This window comes from Chryseobacterium vietnamense (genome assembly GCF_031454475.1).
GTDB lineage: Bacteria > Bacteroidota > Bacteroidia > Flavobacteriales > Weeksellaceae > Chryseobacterium > Chryseobacterium vietnamense.
Map to the genome: position 1 here is coordinate 540,019 of NZ_JAVDQX010000002.1, position 17,935 is coordinate 557,953.

17 protein-coding genes are annotated in these 17,935 nt (G+C 27.9%); 14 read left to right on the forward strand and 3 right to left on the reverse strand.

All coding sequences use genetic code 11. The features are described 5' to 3' along the window. The first annotated feature begins 2 nt into the window (after positions 1–2). Both J2786_RS11680 and J2786_RS11685 read left to right on the forward strand, forming a co-directional pair. The gene (locus tag J2786_RS11680) at positions 3–146 is read left to right on the forward strand and encodes a hypothetical protein (RefSeq protein ID WP_310025283.1); all 144 of its coding nucleotides are present in this window, start codon (positions 3–5) and stop codon (positions 144–146) included. Positions 147–251: 105 nt separating this feature from the next. Beyond that, positions 252–722 carry a hypothetical protein gene (locus J2786_RS11685; protein WP_310025285.1) on the forward strand — a complete coding sequence of 157 codons (471 nt, stop codon included), beginning with the start codon at positions 252–254 and terminating at the stop codon, positions 720–722. 113 nt (positions 723–835) lie between these two features. On the opposite strand, the gene J2786_RS11690 is transcribed toward J2786_RS11685, so the two are convergent. Further along, positions 836–1,630, reverse strand: coding sequence for an SH3 domain-containing protein (locus J2786_RS11690; RefSeq protein ID WP_310025287.1), 795 nt, complete (start codon positions 1,628–1,630; stop codon positions 836–838). A gap of 26 nt (positions 1,631–1,656) precedes the next feature. Beyond that, positions 1,657–3,270 (reverse strand): GIY-YIG nuclease family protein, encoded by a 1,614-nt coding sequence (locus J2786_RS11695; RefSeq protein WP_310025290.1) that lies wholly within the window; start codon positions 3,268–3,270, stop codon positions 1,657–1,659. A gap of 531 nt (positions 3,271–3,801) precedes the next feature. Here J2786_RS11695 and J2786_RS11700 point away from each other — a divergent pair. From J2786_RS11700 to J2786_RS11725, 6 genes are all read left to right on the forward strand, one after another. Continuing rightward, complete coding sequence (locus J2786_RS11700; protein ID WP_310025292.1) at positions 3,802–4,710, forward strand: ParB/RepB/Spo0J family partition protein; 909 nt, start codon at positions 3,802–3,804, stop codon at positions 4,708–4,710. A 3-nt stretch (positions 4,711–4,713) separates the two neighbouring features. Continuing rightward, entirely contained in the window at positions 4,714–6,114 is a 1,401-nt protein-coding gene (locus J2786_RS11705) for a recombinase family protein (protein WP_310025294.1), read from the forward strand. A gap of 572 nt (positions 6,115–6,686) precedes the next feature. Beyond that, positions 6,687–7,040, forward strand: coding sequence for a hypothetical protein (locus tag J2786_RS11710; RefSeq protein WP_310025296.1), 354 nt, complete (start codon positions 6,687–6,689; stop codon positions 7,038–7,040). A 146-nt stretch (positions 7,041–7,186) separates the two neighbouring features. Then, entirely contained in the window at positions 7,187–7,474 is a 288-nt protein-coding gene (locus tag J2786_RS11715) for a hypothetical protein (protein ID WP_310025298.1), read from the forward strand. Positions 7,475–7,633: 159 nt separating this feature from the next. Then, positions 7,634–8,863: a MutS-related protein gene (locus tag J2786_RS11720; RefSeq protein ID WP_310025300.1), complete on the forward strand. Its 1,230-nt coding sequence runs from the start codon at positions 7,634–7,636 to the stop codon at positions 8,861–8,863. A 275-nt stretch (positions 8,864–9,138) separates the two neighbouring features. Continuing rightward, positions 9,139–9,858: a CPBP family glutamic-type intramembrane protease gene (locus J2786_RS11725; protein WP_310025303.1), complete on the forward strand. Its 720-nt coding sequence runs from the start codon at positions 9,139–9,141 to the stop codon at positions 9,856–9,858. On the opposite strand, the gene J2786_RS11730 is transcribed toward J2786_RS11725, so the two are convergent. After that, positions 9,850–11,067 (reverse strand): aldo/keto reductase, encoded by a 1,218-nt coding sequence (locus J2786_RS11730; protein WP_310025306.1) that lies wholly within the window; start codon positions 11,065–11,067, stop codon positions 9,850–9,852. The genes J2786_RS11725 and J2786_RS11730 overlap by 9 nt on opposite strands. Positions 11,068–11,102: 35 nt before the next feature. On the opposite strand from J2786_RS11730, the gene J2786_RS11735 reads away from it, so the two are divergent. From J2786_RS11735 to J2786_RS11760, 6 genes are all read left to right on the forward strand, one after another. Then, a complete protein-coding gene (locus J2786_RS11735; RefSeq protein ID WP_310025309.1) occupies positions 11,103–13,316 on the forward strand; it encodes a peptidase domain-containing ABC transporter in 2,214 nt (737 codons plus the stop codon). Continuing rightward, positions 13,316–14,596 carry an HlyD family secretion protein gene (locus tag J2786_RS11740; RefSeq protein WP_310025311.1) on the forward strand — a complete coding sequence of 427 codons (1,281 nt, stop codon included), beginning with the start codon at positions 13,316–13,318 and terminating at the stop codon, positions 14,594–14,596. The genes J2786_RS11735 and J2786_RS11740 overlap by 1 nt, the downstream gene beginning before the upstream one ends. Positions 14,597–14,598: 2 nt before the next feature. Then, positions 14,599–15,738: a hypothetical protein gene (locus J2786_RS11745; RefSeq protein ID WP_310025313.1), complete on the forward strand. Its 1,140-nt coding sequence runs from the start codon at positions 14,599–14,601 to the stop codon at positions 15,736–15,738. A gap of 309 nt (positions 15,739–16,047) precedes the next feature. Then, positions 16,048–16,224, forward strand: coding sequence for a hypothetical protein (locus tag J2786_RS11750; protein ID WP_310025317.1), 177 nt, complete (start codon positions 16,048–16,050; stop codon positions 16,222–16,224). A gap of 388 nt (positions 16,225–16,612) precedes the next feature. Then, positions 16,613–17,128: a hypothetical protein gene (locus J2786_RS11755; protein WP_310025320.1), complete on the forward strand. Its 516-nt coding sequence runs from the start codon at positions 16,613–16,615 to the stop codon at positions 17,126–17,128. Position 17,129: 1 nt separating this feature from the next. Further along, positions 17,130–17,933: a tetratricopeptide repeat protein gene (locus tag J2786_RS11760; RefSeq protein ID WP_310025323.1), complete on the forward strand. Its 804-nt coding sequence runs from the start codon at positions 17,130–17,132 to the stop codon at positions 17,931–17,933. Positions 17,934–17,935: the final 2 nt, after the last annotated feature.

Genomic DNA, 17,935 nt, shown 5'->3' on the forward strand with positions numbered 1-17,935 from the left:
TCATGGCTGAAGAAGAAAAAAAAGCAAAACCACAGTTGCCTAAAAGTGAAGTTCGTACACCTGTTAAAGTTCACGTGAAAAATGGAGCTGAGACTAAAGGGGAAACTAATATTAATATTGGTGGAATTAAGAAAACTAATATATAGTTAAAGCAATTTATTCATAGCCTCATATTTTAATGTGAGGTTATTTTATACAACCTATGCTGAAAACAAAATTTTTTGAGAATGGTAAAAAACTATAATTTCTAAATGAATATTAAAGAACTCTTTACAAAGACAACAACAGTTAATATAAGTGTTGTTAAAATTAATAATAAAAACTTAACAAAATCTATATTCAATCAATTGAATATTTCAAGCCCATTTGATAGGTTATACAATCTCAAAAACAATGTTAAGTTTCTAGGTTATGTTAATGATAAAACTAAATGGATGATTTGGACTGATGAAGTTAATCTTTTTAGGTTTGAATTGAAAGAATTTTTCACAATTAGACATCTTGACCTGAACAGAGACACCATTGATACACTTATGAAAGTTTATCCGTCAGAATTAGTTAAAAAGCTTTATAATTATGTAGATGAAGAATATCATGAAACGTACAGAAATAATCAAATATCTACGGTTCTTGATTTGAAAGAGCAGTATGTAATCCTTGAAAAGCAAAAACAAGTTAGAGAAATTTTTGAAAATATTCTTGAACGTCAAATATTGCTATGATAATCTAGCACTATGGAGTAGTGGTGAATTTCTAAAAGTGGCTTAAAATCAAAAATGATTGGCTTTACTTGTATGTGATGGAACCAATCATTTTTTTATTAGTCAAAAATAATTTACCTAGCAAAGTTTAAATGTTCTTTTCGTACCCATCCACTTTCAGCGGTATTAATTTTTATAACTAAACACCATTTTATATTATCTTTTAAAATTTCTACCTGGTCATTTTCTTGTAATATAAACATTTCCTTAGATGAATCTTTAGGATAATTTCTTATTGAACATTCTTGATTTGCCTTTACTAAAATATTGTTATTACTATCATAGTTGTTAATAATTTGTACTGTTGTGGGAGAATTTTGACTTTCTCCTTTAATTTTATCTAATATTATTGGAACAAGAATTTGCTGAATTAAAAACAAAATAAATAATCCAGAATATTTAATAGATGGATTGTTGACAATATAGTTTTTAATTGAAGTAACTAAATTATTGAATATCTCTAATGATCTCTCATCCAATTCTTCTGCATGGTTTGCTAACTCTTGTGCAAGTATTTCAATTTCTTCACTGTTAGGTATTTGTATTGTTTCATTTAATGATATACTGGCAACTTGTGTCCAATAACCAATAGAAGTAATTTTGTTAAAGGTTTTACTATTAAGCAGCTGTCTATTAATGCTCTTCATGGCTGCAAGTGTTGGCTCACTAGATATACGGTCAAAATTTCTAACTAAATCATAAATGGAAGGTGGTAATCCTATTTTTGTATTTTTATTAAATTCATCTAATATTGTTGAGTTACCATAAGCGTTAGTTACCTCCATAGGAGGGGATGAAACAATACTATTAAGTTGTTCAGTAAAAGTAGACAACTTTCTTAAATTTTCAAGGTTATTTAAACTTTTCACTTTTTGTATTTTTAAATGTAATAAATTTATTCTGTTTGATTTATGAGTGTTATTACTTCGGAACAAATATTCATAATAATCTCTAAATCACACTTGAAAAATTCCCTTCTGGTTGTTAACCTATACATATTTAATTTTTCATGTATAATTTGCTCTGCTTGGATACAATCTTTTGTTAAATATTTATGGATTACAAAAAAATTATCAATTGTACTTGTATTAGAAAGCTCTTTACTTCTAATTTTTACATCTCTTTTTGTGAGACCAATTTTGAATATATTTTCCTCATGTGCTGGTTGTCTCATTATATAAATATATCCTGCACTTTCATTTGTAAACTTTTCAACTTCTTTAATTTTCGTTACAACTTTAGGAGCAGTATAATAAGTATCATTACGTTCTACCCAAGTTTTACCAATAACTTTTTTTCCATATTTATCAAATCCTGCCTCTTCAATCCCTATTCTTTTCCAAAATCCTGATTTTTCGATCTGAAAACTATTGTCATTTAACTCATTGTTTTTGATGAAAGCCTGCGAATCTGATTCTAAGTAATATAAAGGTTTAGCATAGATTTTATACTTATTTGGAGCATTGTGAAAATTTCGTTTCACTAAAGGCGATACTAATAGTTCTGAAAGTTTTGTCTCATATGTTACGTCAACCAATTTTTCTTCATTTTCAAATACATAATGTGGAAGTGCTAAGCAATATCTTGCAAAATCAAATACTGCATCGTATTTACTTAATTCCTTTAATTGATTATTAAATATTTCTTTTCTCTCGTCCTTTGTCAATTGCGTTTGCCCAGCAAAAATTGCAAAAAAATCATCAGTCAAGACTCTGAAACTAAGATTTTCGTCTCTAGCAACATGTCGAATGTCAATTGTTTTATGTTTAATATCAAAAAGTAGAGAAACATTATAACTCCATAAATCATTATTCTCTTTAAAATTTACTACTTTCGAATGAGTTTGATCAGTTTCAATCGTTAATCCTAAAGACTTTTTTCTTTCACTCATACTCGCAGATAATGCTTCTTTTGTCCTATCTTTTAAATATTCTTCTGCTTCATTTTTATCATATGTTTCACCACATTGTAATAACATGGAAACATGATTACCCCGCCTGACAAGAGATGTGTTTCCTATGAAAAATGAAACATCATTTGTACTAGAAAAATTATACTCTTCACCATCAGAACTAAATTGAAAATGATAGATTATATTTTCGGGTATATTTTCAAAGTAATCAATATTATCTAAATTAAAGTCATTAGATGTCACAAAATTCAAAAAATCCAGAAGAGAAATAGAATAAGCTTCTTCTTCTTCAATTAATTGAAGAATTGAATTTTCTGCGTTAAAAATAAAAAATGGCTCTAATACATTAAAAGATGTGGGAAATGAATGTGGGCCAAGATTTAAGAATCTACCAGCATATTCTTTTAGGTAATATCTAATTGTATTCTCATTTACTGTATCTAAACCATTGTACGTTTGCAAAGTTACAATTTGCCTACCAATATCAAATTTTTTCTTTAGCCTTTTCCATAATTTAGGATTCTGAATCTTTAATTTTTCAGTAAGATTTTCATCTTTTTTTTCTGGGAAAATTGAAAATAATGTTTTTGCTCTCATGGTTTAATTTTCTAGTAGGTAATAAAATTGCATAATTAAATTTAATATGGACAAAATTTATTTAGTCATTAACTATAAATTACTGATGAATTTTCAGCGGTACATTTACAGTTACATTGTACATATAGGTCTCAATATCACTATCCATTGAGAATAAAGTATCACTGTACATTTCTACAGCAGATGCGGAGTCAAATCTAATATGTCACTTTGTACGATACATAATTCTTTCTGTACTACACAAAGTTGGCTTCCTGTTCTTGAATCTCTGGCGCAGGAGCTATTTTTAAGCTATTGTTGTATTTTACCAAGTTTTAAACCTAGTTATGGTGGGTGGTTTAAAGTGGTTTAAAATCAAAATGATCTACTTTATCTGTCTAGAATAGAGTTGTTTTTGGAAAAATATATTCAGATTGGTTATGACTTCATGTTGTTGTAATGTTTAGTTAAAAGAAAAATAATATCTGGCTTCAGATAATTGAGAGTAAATTTAAATAATTGATTGTAATAAAAATAATTAAATATAAAATTATGAGTGAAAATAATATAAAAAGTCTCATAGATTCATTTAGACCAAGACCTGCGGTGTTTATGGAGTTATCAGTCGATGTTATCGAGGGAGACCCAAATCAACCCCGTAAGGCATTTGGATTAGGTGTTGGCGGTGATTATAACCGTCTTATGAAATCAATTTCTCATTACGGCATTGAAGACCCAATCAAAGTAAGCGAAATTGAAAAAGGCCGTTTTCTAATAATGGATGGACATAGAAGATTTGCATGTGCAAAAGAATTAGGGCTTAAATCTGTCCCTTGTCGTGTTTACCCTAAAATGAGTGATGGCGAATTTGAAGCACGCAGATTTGAAATGCAAAATAATCGCAGAAGTTGGAAACCTATGGAAAAAGCGAATGCTATTCATAAAATAAAAATAGAATATAAGGATGCTACCAAAAAAGAAATAGCTGATTTACTGGGAATATCACAGGTGCATCTTTTTCATTTTACAGAATTAAGAGATATGAGAATGGAATATTTAGAGTTAATGTCTGAATATAATATGAAAGAATATCAACGAATTGCTTTTATGCAAATGCTCCCCAAATTAAGAAAGATTAAGCAATATGAAATTGATGATATTGTGAAAATATTATTTAAAAAAATTAGTAATAATGTAATGTATAGGGCCAGTGAATTTAAAGACCTGGGTAAAATTTTTTACAATGCATCTCTTCACGAAGAAGAAATATTAATCTTTTTAACAGAACCATTGAATACTGTTGCGGAACTATCAGAAAGGTGCCAGTTGTCAGGTTTTTCCAGCCAAATTAAAATTTTAATAAAAGAATTAAGTAAAAAAGAAAATCTAAATGTTCAACTGACAGAAAAAGAAAGTGGCTTGCTTGGCGACCTGAATAAACTTATGGAAGCCTTCATATAATACATGTTCAATATTGTTCAACAAACCTATAAAAAGGGAGTTGCTTATTATCGGCATTCTGCTGAAGATAAACAGGAAAACTCCGTAACAATTCAACGTGGCCATGTTGAACGGTTTGCTCTTGAACATAATATTACAATTATCCATGAAGAAGTTGATGAAGGGGTAAGTGGGCTTCTTGCAAATCGTCCTGGCTTTGAAAGACTTTTTGATAATTGGATTAAAAATGTTAATGCTCCAAATTTCGATTATGTATTAGTTTATGATGTTTCACGTTGGGGACGATTTCAAGACCAAGACCAAGCAGGACATTATGTTTATTTATGTAAGAAACATGGTAAAGAGGTAGTGTATGTTTCAAGAGGGTTTGTTGATGCTAATAATCAACTGTTCTCAAGTTTAGAGATTTCTATTCAGAGATACATGGCGGCTGAGTACAGTCGTCAATTAAGTGAGAAAGTATTTTATGGTTGTGTAAAGGTTTCACAACAGGGCTATTCAGCAGGAGGTATGGCGGTCTATGGAATGGCAAGACAATTACTTGATGTAAATAAAAAACCTATTCGTATTCTTAGTACAGGTGAACATAAACAGATTGCTAATGAGCGAGTTTCATTTACCCCTAAAAATGATGAAACGACAGAAACCGTAAAAAAAATATTTGATTTATTCGTAAATGAAAGATTGACTATACCTGAAATTGCTTCATATTTCAATCAAAGAAAAATATTTTCCACAAATAGAAAACAGTGGAATAAATCAAAGATTATAAAAATATTAACGGATGAAACCTACATTGGTACTCGGATATATAATAAAACATGGGGACGACTAAAACAAAAATCATATAGAAATCCTCGTTCTGAATGGGTTGTAGTACCAGATGCTTTTGAATCAACAATAGACAAAGATATTTTTAAAAATGCACAAGAAAGAATTTATTGGATGTTTCCCAGTAATTGGCGGAAAGGGATTAATGTTATTAAGAAAGCCAGGAAAAATATTTATAATGATATACGAAAATGGCTTTTAAATAAGGGAGCTACAGAATTTGAAGCTGAAGAGCTAATATCAGAGCTTCCTATTGTTTTCAGTGTTAAACCTGAAAGCAAAATTAATTTATTTTGGTGTTTTTTGATTTCCGAAAAAATGCGAAATTTTGAAAATGTCTTAGGGATAAGTGTATTGTCGAATTCTAAGAAGATCATAAATGAGTTTTTTATATTTTCAACAAAAGATTTTACTTCAACAAATTTTCTTATTTTATCTGAAAATAGCCCACTATATTACAAAACTAAAATTGAAACTCAAAATTTAGAAGAAGCTGTTAAGGAGTTGATAACAGAATTTAAAAAATCTAAAAAGTGGTATAAACATAAATATACATTTGTTGATAACTTTTGACTTTAAATCCCGATATGCCACTTTGGACGATTCATGATTCAATCTGTACTACAGTAAGTTGGTTCAAAATAATGAAAGAAACTGTCCAAGAGTTTATTTTTAAGTCATTATATGGGTATTATTCCTAGTTTTAAATTGGAATAATGAACTACTGAATGTCTCATAAAAAAATCTCCAAGTTATTGAATTAAGAAATAATATAGATAGAAAGATATAGTAAATATTAATAGAATGAAATAAATGCTGTTTTCATAAGACTAGGAACAATTTTTGATAGGTAGAAAAGGATTACAAATTTTTATATCTTTGTAATTCAAATTTTATCGAAAACGAAAAAGCGTTAATAATTATTCTGCCAATAGGAATCTGGTAAATTCAAAATAAGGAGTAGAATAGTAAGTTGAACGCTCACGTCCTGTATATCTATTGGGGCGTGGGTTTCGCTTATTTATTCCTTATGGCTTACCAGAGCCTCTATTGGTAAATAAGAGTTACGAGCCTACGTCCTTTTCTATTTTATAATATCACTAATAAAAATCACATCAGGCTCGGGTGAATTAAAAATTCATCTTATGAAAACACTAGTATTCACAATTAGTCTAGTAATCTCAGGACTGTCCTATGCACAACAAACAGAACAGAACAAATGTAATCTTCCAGTTAATTATCAGGAACCTAAACCAGATAAAAAAATACAATCCTTTTTAAAAAAGGTAGATGCTACTATTGAAGATCTTAGAAAGCATATTGCAGTAGAAAATGAATGTAACGAGAAAGATGTGATTTTTTTGAGAATTTCAGAACAAAAAGGTAATGGAATGTATTCGGTTTGTGTTGCAGGAAAACCAATGAAATATAAACGTATGGGAAGTGTTTTTATGGGAACAAATGAAAATCCCTTTGATACTGCTAATTCCAGTAAATAGGATAACATGAAACGGTTATTTTTATTCACAGGACTATTTTACAGTTTTTTCTATCAGCACAGGTATATCATGATAAAATTACATTTTCCTACGGATATGATGTCATTGAAGTTTTGGAGTATGGAAAACATATAAAATATAAGAAAATGCCCACTGTATGTACGTTTAATACAGGGACAAACAAATCAAAAGTTGTATGTACCAATGAATTATTTAACAATAGCAAAACATTTGTCAATATTGATGATGATTTATTCGATAACTCACAAAAAATAAAATTTCCAAAATATCCAGTGAAATTCTATGATTACAAAATTGTAGATGATGAAAATTATTATTTACTGAAACTGTGTATAGATAGGGCAATATTATTAGATATTCATGGAACAGGTTATGTTTTCTATGATTATAAAAAAATGAACAAGAAAAAATAAACTTTAAAATAGGTAGAGGATTGGTGAAAGGAACTTATTGCAGTAATTGAGATAGATTTGAGATAGATTTGTGAAACTTACCTATTAATTTCAGTTTTTCTTTTAAATTTTGGATTAAATATATAGCTTTACAAATGAAAATATTAACACAAATGAATCATGGAAAACATTTCTGAAATATTAACTCATTTTAATTTCACTAAAACAAGAAAATCCAAGCAATATTTAATATCATTTTTTAATCAAAAAACTTTTAATAAAAATCAGACACTTTATATTCAGCAAAAATTGAAATTGTTTTTAGAAAACTTTCAAATTGTTGATCTCTATGAGATTAGGGAAAATAGAATTTCTGCAATTCAAAAGTTTTTGGATGAAATTGATGTTACCCAATATAACTATTTAGCAAGCATTAAATATCGTGAATATTTTAAGGAAATAAATACCAATATTTCCCTCTTGATTGACTTTTTTTATCATTTTGGATTGCTTTTGAGAAATTTCCAAAAGAAAGAAATCTGCTTGGATTATTCTTTTGAAATTGACAAAATGATTGCATTCATCAATTCTTTACCTATCAATGAATTTTATAATAAGGAACTTGAATTTAAGACGAGGAAAGGTTTTCTTCTCAAAATCATGCCTGAAATTGAATCGGGAAACTTTGATTTATTTTGGGATTTCTTTTATACATTTGATGTATATGCCAGTATAGCAAAAGGAATTAAACTAAACAATTTAGTATTTCCTGAATTTAATTCTGAAAATAATTTTGCAATTGAGAATTTCTACCATTTAGATGTGAAAAATGCTGTTAAAAATACTATAAATATAAATAATAAAAATGTAATTGTTTTCACTGGGGCTAATATGTCAGGAAAATCTACTACAATGAAATCAATCAGTATTATTGTTTTACTAGCTCATTTAGGAATTGCTGTTCCAGCCAAAGGTTGTAATATTCCTTTTTATGATAGTGTTTTCTTATTTTTTTCGGTTAATGATAATATAAAAGAAGGCTATAGTCATTTTGCACAAGAAATTATGAATGTAAAAAATGTTTTATTAGAGTTAAAATCTAAAAATTGTTTTGTTGTGTTTGATGAAATATTTAGTGGAACCAATATCAACGATGCAGCACAAATTACTGTCAATACAGTAAATGGATTATCTAAATATAAAAATTCATTGTTTATTTTTTCTACGCACTTGAATCTTATCGAAAGTTATTTAACTGAAAATAAAAGTGTTGTACTGCTGAATTTAGAATGTTATTTAGAGAATAATGAACTGTCATTTACTTATAAATTAAAAGAAGGCTGGTCGAGGCTTGAAGTTGGAAAGTTATTATTCAATAAATATGGCTTAAATGACCTTTTAAATATATAACTTATTCATTTAAAAAATGATATTATTGAATGCTCGTTTTTGTAATTGTATATTAAATATTTAAATAAATTGATTTTTATACTTTTGTGAAAATTACTTTTATTTAAACAAATGATGATGCCTATTAAAAATGTGTTTTCTAATAAATGCTCCTCATATATTGATCAAGATAGGTTACAAATTGTTCAATCTTAGCCAATTTTGGCTATGGAATATAAAACTGTAATTGCATTTGATAAACCTGAAAAAATGTAAATATTAAATAGAATTCCTAAATGCCTAATGCTAGAACATCAGTTTTTATTGAGCTTTTAAAATTTATATATAATCCTGATGAAGAAAAGGAACAAAATAGTTCTATATATAGAAAGATATATAAAACCGTTGTTTTGTTTATTGTCAGTTTTCCATTAACTTTAATACTTTCAATAGTCATAACCTATATTACCAATAAATCGGTAAAAATACATGAAAGCGCAGAAAATTATGATTTTACTCTTTTCATACTAACTTGTTTAATTGTTCCATTAATAGAAGAAGTTGCTTTTAGGTTGCCCCTACGCTATTCTAAGATCAGTTTATCTTTATCTATAACTGTATTGTCTTTTTATACTATTAATTACTTTTTTACTTTAAAAGATCACTTCGATACAGAAAACTACTTTTTTCTTAGAATCGTTTTCTCAATCTTAGTTGGAATTTTCTTTTATTTATTTTGTTTAAAATATTCTAATAGCTTTGTGAAATTATATAAAAATAATTTTAATGTAATTTTTTATTTTTTTTCAGTTTTATTCGCAATAATGCATATTTCAAATTATGAATTTACTTTAGATACTTTATTAATAGCCCCCATAATTACACTCCCTAAACTAATATCTTCATTTGTAGGAGGATTTGTAAGGGTTAAATATGGATTTTTATATTGTTTATTTCTCCATTCATTTCATAATACGATCCCTTTTCTCATTATTTCAACTAAAATATTACAGTAAATATTTTACGCTATCCACATACTTTTTTTCTCTTAATCCCATTAAAACTGAGTTTATTCCAGAATTTTCGAGATATAATCCCGCTAAATAAGAAGAAAAGTTCCCTTTATAATTTTTATCTATTATTCCTTGACTATCAAGAAAAACTTTCAAATTATTCAATCTTTCCTGATTGTCATACAGAGAAAAAACATGCCAATAATTTTTAAGATTGTTTAAAACATTAATGGTGTTTTCATCCACTAAATTAATTGCTGATAAAAAAGGATATAAATAATCATTAACAGCCAGATTAATTGTTGTTATATCTGGCATATTTTTTCTGTTCTCTACAAAGAATTGTATTGGATAATATTCCTCTATCTTAGGATCTTCATCCATTTTAGACAAGGAGTTTTGTATTTTTTGTAGTAAATCATGGAATATTACCTCTTCTTCATATTCAAGGGATTTTACATCATTAATATCTGTATCGGCTAGTCTTAATAATTTACCATTTAGAATGGTATTAAGAGGGCGGTTTGTTAGAATAAAAAATCCCATCTTCTTTAATTGATCTATTGTAATGCTATTTTCATTATCAAAAAGAAACGAAGCATTTCTTTCAACTATATTATATGGAAATTGAAGAAACTTAAAATTAGGAAAAATAGGTAAATTATTTAGTATTGCTTTTAATGGAATCTTTGAAAAATTGTTAGAGCTTATACCGTAATATCTTAATTTGCCATCTTTTACTTTCTCTTCTAATAGTTTAAAAGAATCGAAAATTATTACTGTTAACTCTTCAGCAGAAAAATTCTTCTCAAAATAATATTCGGGATTATGAAGTAAATAGCAGTCAATATAGTTTGTATTTAACCTTCTTAAAGACTTTTCTAATTGAAAGGAAATGAAGTCTGGAGAATTAGAAAACAATGTATTTTCATCTAATGTTATTAAATTGGAATCTTTTTGATTAAATTCTGCTACTTCTTCCTCATTGGAATATCCTGTTTTGGAAACAATAAATATTGAATTTCTTGTTTCTGAATCAATACTTTGTCCTATTAATAGCTCAGATTTTCCATAACCATAACCTACAGCAGTATCAATTAAATTTATACCACAATCAATAGCATATTTTATAACCTCTATGTATTCTTCATTATCACTTGACATTCTATAAGTCCCAAGACCTATTTTAGATATTTCTTCTATTTTTATCATCTATATTGTATATTTGTTCAAAATTAAAAACTCAAATGCAATTTAGGAAAAAAAAATTCCCTTTTTTCAAGCAATATGATAGAACTGACTGTGGACCAACGTGTCTAAAAATGCTAGCAAAATTCTATGGTAAGGTATACTCATCCGAATATTTAAGAGATTTATGTAATATTACGCAAGATGGTATTTCTGTTATGGGAATGACAGAAGCTGCGGAAAAAATAGGTTTTCAATCATTAGTAGCAAGCATCAATTTTGAAACTTTAAAAAATCAAGCTCCTCTACCTTGTGTAGTACATTGGAGACAAAGGCATTTTGTTATTGTTTACAAAGTAGAGAAAAATAAAGTTTACGTTGCTGATCCTGAATATGGATTAATTAGTTATACTGAACAAAAGTTTAATGAGGCTTGGCAAAACACAAAGTATCTTAATGATACAAACGAGGGCTTAGTTATTATCTTTGAACCTTCATCAGAGTTCCATAGTATAGAGGAAGAAAGTAAAAAAAATATTGGATTCTCTTCTTTGATTCCATATGTAAAGCCTTATAAAAAATATACTTTTCAAATTATAGTTGGTCTTACTATTGTGAGTATTATTCAGTTAATACTTCCTTTTCTAACTCAGTCTGTTGTTGACAAGGGGATTAACTATAGAGAGTTAAGCTTTGTAAGTTTGGTTTTAATAGCACAACTCACGCTGTTTTTTTCACAAGCATTTATCAATTTTATTCAAAGTTGGCTTTTGTTATATATTGGCTCTAGAATAAATTTAAAGATAGCAACAGAGTTTTTAATCAAGCTAATGAAACTTCCTATAAAATATTTCGATGCAAAACGACCAGGAGATATTTTACAAAGATTACAAGACTCGGATAGGCTGGAGAGGTTTTTAACAACATCACCATTAACCCTATTCTCTTTTTTCAATATGCTCATTTTTATGGGTATTCTCTTATATTATAATAAAACTATTTTTGCAATTTTCTTTGTTGGGGCTACCCTTTATTTCCTTTGGATTTTATTTTTTATTAAAAAAAGAGCGGAGTTAGATCATAGGAGATTTGACGAATCTTCTGGTAATTCAAGTAGTTTACTACAAATAATAAATGGAATCAGAGAGATTAAAATTAATGGTTCTGAAAAAAGAAGAAGATGGGGGTGGGAAGAAATGCAAATAAGATTGTTGAAAAACTCAATACAATCTCTTAAATTATCTCAAATTCAATTTATTGGAGCTGGCTCAATAAATGAAATTAAGAATATACTAATATCTTTTACTGCAGCATATGCCGTTATAAAGGGGGATATGACATTGGGAATGATGCTCGCTATCCAGTATATCATTGGGCAATTAAATAATCCTCTTCTTTCAATCATTCAGTTTTTTAGAGATGCACAAGATGCTAAAATGAGTCTCGCTAGAATTAACGAAGTAAAAGATATCGAAGATGAATATGAGAAGCAAGAATTCAGTCATGATATTCCTAAAAATCATTCTATTGAACTCGAAAATCTTTCTTTTCAATACGGCGGAAAAGGATCTCAAGTAATTCTTGATGACGTCAATTTGACAATTCCCCAAGGAAAGATAACTGCAATTGTTGGTGAAAGTGGAAGTGGAAAAACAACTCTTTTAAAATTACTTTTAAAATTATATGCACCAACAGAAGGGAAAATTAAGTTAGGAGGATTAGACCTTTCAATTGTAGATACAAAAAAATGGAGAAATCTATGTGGTGTAGTAATGCAGGATGGATATATATTTTCCGACACAATTTCTAGAAACATTACCGAGTCTGGTTCAGAGGCTCCTTTAAATAAAGAAAAACTTGCAAATGCTGTAAGAATTGCAAATATTGAAGAAATGATTGAAAATTTACCGACTGGATATAATACTGTAATTGGATCTGCTGGATCTACTGGTATGTCATTAAGTGGGGGGCAAGTGCAAAGAACATTAATAGCAAGAGCAGTTTATAAAGATCCAGAGTTCTTATTTTTTGATGAAGCAACTAGCGCATTAGATGCGAATAATGAGAAAACAATATTAGATAATTTAAATGATTTTTTTAATGGAAAAACAGTAGTAGTTATTGCTCACAGATTGAGTACAGTTAAAAATGCAGATAATATTGTAGTTTTAAGCCGAGGTAAAATTGTAGAACAAGGAAATCATGAATATTTGGTTAGTATTAAAGGTGCATATTTTGAGTTAGTTAAAAACCAATTAGAACTTTCAAATTGATGAAAAAGAAGATAGATTTATTAGAGGAGCATAGTGATTATTCCAGAGAAGTTCTCGAAAAAACACCTTCTTGGATTGTTACATGGGGAAACTCAATTTTTTTCATTTTTATTACTGTTTTATTTTTTATTTCTTGGATGATAAAATATCCTGATATAGTTTCTACTCAAGTAGAAGTTACATCTCAACATCCACCTGTTTATTTAGTTTCAAGAACAAATGGAAAAGTTAATGAGCTTAATGTTTTGGATGGAAGCGAAGTTAAAAAAGGCAGTTGGCTTGCAATAATTGAGAACCCCGCTAAAACAGAAGATATTAGAAAAATTGATTCTCTCCTAAATCATAATTCAGATATAAAAACAATTCCTACTCCACTAAATTTAAAACTCGGAGAAGTACAATCTTATTATAATGAATTTATAAAAGCTTTAAATCAATATAGGTATTTTAATACTTTTAATCCCCAATTGGTAGGAATTAGTTCAAATCAAGATAGAATCAATAAAGTAAATAATGTTCAAGGGGAATTTAGCAACCAGAAAGAGATAGCTCGTCAAGAATATGAGGTAAAGAAAAAAGAATACAGTAGAAACAGAGACTTATTTGAACAAGGTGTGATTTCTAAAAACGAATTTGAAAAAAGTCAAATAGAATTACTTCAAACTGAAAATAAATATAAAAGTTTTAATTCTAATATTTCAAATTTAGAAAGTGATAAAAGTATTATCAAGAAAGAGAATGTCGATTTAAATTTACAAAAAGAAAATCAAAAGATTGAGCTTTCTACGAATCTTGAAAATGCAGCACAAGAACTAAAAGCACAAATTTTAACTTGGAAAAATAAGTATCTTATAGAAGCTTCCACTGATGGGGAAATCAATTTTTTTGACATTTGGCAAAAAAACCAATATGTTAAAAATGAACAGACTCTGTTTTCTATTATTCCTAATAATAATGATAACGGGAAATATTTTGCTAGAGCTAAAATGCCTATTGAAAGAGCAGGTAAAGTTAAAGTTGGGCAAAAGGTAAATATCAAATTATTAAACTATCCGTTTGAAGAATATGGTGTATTAGAAGGAAAGGTGAAAAAAGTAACCAATGTAACGAATGAAAATGTTTACTATGTTATTATAGAGCTTAATAACGGTCTTGTGACTAGTTACAATAAAAAAATTACACCTAATAATCTTATGGGTCAAGCTGAAATAATTACAGATGATATAAGATTATTACAAAGGTTTATATACACGTTAGTACGAAACTTTAAAGAAAGATAATTATGGATTTTTATAAAAATTTTGACAGTTGTCAGGGAAGTGTTATTGATTCTCTAAAAATGCTTCTTTATCAAAGACATGAAAATATCTTTGAAAGAATTGATTTTGAAGATGATCAAATATATCTTGAACCTTTGCTTTTTGCTTACATTATGCAAGAAAAAGATAGTTGGCTAGATTCGATCATATATGGGTATGAGAAAAATCCAAAATCTAAAATTAAAGTGTTTTCTAATAATACAGGGGTAATCTATATTCCTCAAATTGGTTATTTTTATACACAAGAAATCAATAAAGAACTTTTTTTAGAGTCAAAAAATAATATATTCTTTATCATTGATGACGAAGGAACTGAAATTTCTCATAGTTTTGAGCCTATATTTTTTTTAGATGAAAATATTGAAATAGTCAAATGTCAACATCCACTTTTGAAAAAAATATTTCTAGATGCTCAGGATGAAATAGTTGATATAGAAATCGAAAAAACATATACAAAACATATTGACCATGCTAATAAGGCAATCCTGCTAATAAAGAAATATTTTCCTGCTTATTTTAATTTAATTAAAAAGACCGTTAAAAAAGTAATGATTTTTGATGGGGAGCCAAATTCTTTTGCAAATATTCATGCTCATAATATGATCTTTCTTAACGCTCATGATGAAAATGATGAAGTGTTTTTTTTAGACCATATACTGCATGAAAGCGCACATGTTGTATTTAATACTCTAACATATGATTCTAAATTTAATTTATTTAATTATCCATTTGATACAAAATTTTCTAAAATAACAGGAGATGTAAATGAACATGGTGATTTGTATTCTAGATTTCATGGTTTATTTACTTTTATAATTATTAATACTTGTTTAGAAATAGTTATAAATGAAAATGCTTTACAAGCAAAACAAAATGCAGAAGTAATTGGAAGGTTTTCTCTTAACATGAAAAGATTTAAAACAGGTATAAATATGTTTAATATTCCTAATTTAATGGCTGAGGACGGACAAGATTGGTATAAATTATTTGTAAATACTTTTAATAAAATATATAAAAGGAAAAATAACTTAATTGAATCTATTGATGTGTCAAATCAATCGTACGTATTTTCATATAAGCTACTAAGGGAAATAAATGTGTAATTTATATGCGGCGCATATAAAAAGATATGTAAACACTACTCCTATATCAAAATTTATAATAGTTTTACAAAACTAAAATAACACAAAAACGATGAAATTCAAATTAAACTCAACAACACTTGTAGCAGATTCTGCTAAGTACAGAAAGACAGAAAACAACAATAAGTTTGTCAATTTCTCTCCAAATTATTTCTGTTTATAAAAATTATTTTTTACTTCAATTCTATACATAGGAAAATCTATATAAATTTATATAGTGTTATTCCTTTATATAAATAATCAATTTTTAACAACAAATTTTCAAAAAAAATGGAAAAAAGATTAACACTTGATCAATTCAAGAAAAATGTAGGAACTCAAAACCTAGAATTACAAAAATTATCTGTAAGAGGATTAGGTAATTGTCATCCTCAAAATCCTAGCACTGGTGCTCAAGGAACACTAGAGGGTGCATTAAATGAAATCTGGGATAGAATTAGAAGATAAGAATATAACTTATTTAGATTTAAAGACGGTTTACTTCTTTAATTTAATTCTTAAAAACAAAAGATGAGAGAGCTATTAGCTCTCTTATTTATTTTTCTTAAATATTTAAAACTGTCCTAAAAAATAAAGGGAGAGATTATTTTGAATATTAAATGCTATTTTTACGAAGAGTTGGTGATGACCGTACAAAAATTGAATGTGTAATATAAGAGCAATAGAAAGTACTATTTGCTAGTAAGAAAATTTATTGTAATGTTAATTAAATATAAAAAGCTCTACATTATATTCAGATTAATGAGTAGAGATTTAAACGTAAAAATTGAAGACTGATCTTTTATTACAAGAGTCTATTTTGAGATGTAAATTATTAAGATTTTAAAATCCCGCAATGAAACTAAAGATACCTATAGTAATTATTTTAATAATTCCTGTCTTATTTAGCTGTCAGATTGAAAAAAAAATTTCGGAATATCCTGCTAATATTGGGGATATAGAATTTAATCCTGACTCTGACAACAAAGATTATAATCTTTGTTTCGGAAAACATATCTTTCAATATTTCAATTATACAAGCGAACCTGAAAATTATAAAGGTGAAAAGATAGAAATTGATAAAATATTTTTTATGCGGTATAAAAACCAGAATATTCCTAATGAAACAGGACTGATAAGAATTCGGTTTGTTGTTAACTGTAAAAGTGAAACAGATCGTTTCAGGGTAATAGGAGTGGATGAGAATTATAATCCCAAAAAATTCGATAATAAGATAACCAGTCAATTGTTAATGATAGCCAAAGGTTTAGATGGGTGGATTCCTAAAAAGATAAAAGATCACGAAGTTGATTATTATCAGTACTTGATCTTTAAAATCGAAAATGGAAATTTAATTGAAATAATGCCATAACATGAAATATATTCTTATCATTATAACTTCTTTACTTTTTTCAAAACTGAATGCCCAGCCTAATTGCTATGCTTTTAAATATTATGGTGATACTTTACAGTATAAAGCATGTAAAATGGTCGAAAAAATTGATGATAAATATTATCAGTTCAGTAAGGAATTTCAACAGGCATATGATAGGGCTATTGAAGTCTGCCCTTATTTTGCCTATGGCTACAAAGAAAAATCAGTTGCCTATTTAAAAAGCGGAGACTTTATAAACTGGAAGATACTAATAGATAAGGCCGTTTATTATAATAAACAAGACAATCTCGGTTATCGTGGTTGGTGTAGGTATCAATTCTTTAAAGACTATAAAGGAGCAATTGCCGATTTTGAGGAGCTGGAAAAATTGGTGAAGGATATAGGGTATTCTGCGAATGGAGATTATCATCTTCAGATAGCAAAGGCAATCTGTTACAGTGCCTTGGGGAAAAAGGAAAAGGCTATTGAGATTATTCAGCGTCAGCTCTCCCAAAAAGATTATCCTCCTGGATGGTTTGATTATTATCAGTTAGGTGTTACTTATTTTGAAATAAAAGATTATTCCAACGCAATGAAAGCTTTTCAAAAGCAATCAGAAATACATCCTCTTGCTGAAAATCTGTATTATATTTCCAAAGTCTATGAGGTGTTTAATAATTCTCAAGAGTTGGAAAAAAATAGAAAACAAGCAATAGAATTATATAAGCAAGGAAAGTTTATGAAAGACGGATATACTCATCATTTTAATAAGGTGTACTTTTCAGAAATAGACAACAATTAATT

Coding starts and splice junctions, on each gene's coding strand:
- J2786_RS11680 (WP_310025283.1), top strand. CDS start 3: ATGGCTGAAGAAGAAAAAAAAGCAAAACCACAGTTGCCTAAAAGTGAA.
- J2786_RS11685 (WP_310025285.1), top strand. CDS start 252: ATGAATATTAAAGAACTCTTTACAAAGACAACAACAGTTAATATAAGT.
- J2786_RS11695 (WP_310025290.1), bottom strand. CDS start 3,270: ATGAGAGCAAAAACATTATTTTCAATTTTCCCAGAAAAAAAAGATGAA.
- J2786_RS11700 (WP_310025292.1), top strand. CDS start 3,802: ATGAGTGAAAATAATATAAAAAGTCTCATAGATTCATTTAGACCAAGA.
- J2786_RS11705 (WP_310025294.1), top strand. CDS start 4,714: ATGTTCAATATTGTTCAACAAACCTATAAAAAGGGAGTTGCTTATTAT.
- J2786_RS11710 (WP_310025296.1), top strand. CDS start 6,687: ATGAAAACACTAGTATTCACAATTAGTCTAGTAATCTCAGGACTGTCC.
- J2786_RS11715 (WP_310025298.1), top strand. CDS start 7,187: ATGCCCACTGTATGTACGTTTAATACAGGGACAAACAAATCAAAAGTT.
- J2786_RS11720 (WP_310025300.1), top strand. CDS start 7,634: ATGGAAAACATTTCTGAAATATTAACTCATTTTAATTTCACTAAAACA.
- J2786_RS11725 (WP_310025303.1), top strand. CDS start 9,139: ATGCCTAATGCTAGAACATCAGTTTTTATTGAGCTTTTAAAATTTATA.
- J2786_RS11730 (WP_310025306.1), bottom strand. CDS start 11,067: ATGATAAAAATAGAAGAAATATCTAAAATAGGTCTTGGGACTTATAGA.
- J2786_RS11735 (WP_310025309.1), top strand. CDS start 11,103: ATGCAATTTAGGAAAAAAAAATTCCCTTTTTTCAAGCAATATGATAGA.
- J2786_RS11740 (WP_310025311.1), top strand. CDS start 13,316: ATGAAAAAGAAGATAGATTTATTAGAGGAGCATAGTGATTATTCCAGA.
- J2786_RS11745 (WP_310025313.1), top strand. CDS start 14,599: ATGGATTTTTATAAAAATTTTGACAGTTGTCAGGGAAGTGTTATTGAT.
- J2786_RS11750 (WP_310025317.1), top strand. CDS start 16,048: ATGGAAAAAAGATTAACACTTGATCAATTCAAGAAAAATGTAGGAACT.
- J2786_RS11755 (WP_310025320.1), top strand. CDS start 16,613: ATGAAACTAAAGATACCTATAGTAATTATTTTAATAATTCCTGTCTTA.
- J2786_RS11760 (WP_310025323.1), top strand. CDS start 17,130: ATGAAATATATTCTTATCATTATAACTTCTTTACTTTTTTCAAAACTG.